The sequence below is a fragment of the Neisseria sp. P0021.S007 genome (assembly GCF_051956855.1).
The window spans coordinates 1-1143 of sequence record NZ_JBQCXA010000122.1 but is presented as its reverse complement, the minus strand read 5'-3'; the positions used below and the strand labels follow the sequence as shown (position 1 = coordinate 1143).

The window sequence follows — 1143 nt, the reverse complement described above, 5'->3', positions numbered from 1 at the left end:
TTCTGAGACTGCACCAACAAGCCATCCGCTCTTTGATCGCCACCAAGTGTTGCGATGAATGCGAAGTACATGACGCAGTATTCATTAATTTAGATGGCCGATATTATGTTTGGCTCCCTTGTATGGGCAAATCGCCCCAATCAGAAACCGGTATCCTGCTGATTGAAGATGAAGACGGCAATACACGCTTGAGCTGGGTTGCCGATACACGCGAAGTCAAGCAAAAAGACAGTCTGTACAACCGCGTTGTTTCCGCCCTGCAAAGAAAAATGCAGCGCACGAAAAACAAATTTATCCAGTCGGCAAACGCCCGATTGCTTGAGCTGACGCCTCAGCAAGGCCGTCTGACGACAAACAGCAAAGATTTCTCGCTTTCACCACATGACTTGATGAAAGCACTTTATCCGGCAACACATCAAATAGGAGAATTTGCCCTGTAACAGTTTTTGGTAGTGGTTTGTGTTCCTTTTGCGCCCCTTAAAATTTTAAAGGGGCGATTTTTTTACCCCTACTTTTCAGACGGCCTAAACACCGGTTTTCCAGTACAATAAAGGCCGTCTGAACATTTCCTACTTTTCAACCATGCAACTGCTCAAATACATCCAATCGCAAGGCCTCGGCAGCCGCAAGCAATGCCAATGGCTGATAGACAATGACTGCATTGCCATCAACGGCGAAATCCATAATCGTGCCAAAGACGATATTGATCCGTCTCAAGTGCACACCCTGTCTGTTGACGGCGAAGAAATTGCCGCCGTCCCCATGCCCTATTTTTATATCCTGCTTCATAAGCCTGCAGATTACGAGACTTCGCACAAACCTCAGCAATATCCAAGCATCTTCAGCCTTTTTCCCGACCACATGCGCAATATCGATATGCAGGCAGTCGGCCGCTTGGATGCAGACACAACCGGAATTATTCTGATTACCAACGACGGCCAATTTAACCACCGCGTTACCTCGCCCAAACACAAAGTTCCGAAGCTCTACCGCGTCACTTTGAAACATCCTGCCGACGATACCCTTTGCACTGCGCTGAAAAACGGCGTCCTCCTGCATGACGATAATGAAACCGTCGCCGCGGCCGAAGCAGTATTGACCGACCCAACCACATTGATGATGACCATTACCGAGGGTAAATAC

Annotated in this window: 2 protein-coding genes; both read left to right on the top strand. The window is 48.1% G+C overall.

All coding sequences use genetic code 11. The annotated features are described in order from the left end of the window. Positions 1-2: 2 nt before the first annotated feature. Entirely contained in the window at positions 3-440 is a 438-nt protein-coding gene (locus ACTHUR_RS11615; RefSeq protein ID WP_440398672.1) for a pyridoxamine 5'-phosphate oxidase family protein, read from the top strand. Between the two features lie 142 nt (positions 441-582). After that, the coding region (locus tag ACTHUR_RS11610; protein ID WP_440398671.1) for a pseudouridine synthase at positions 583-1143 on the top strand (561 nt) is incomplete at its 3' end.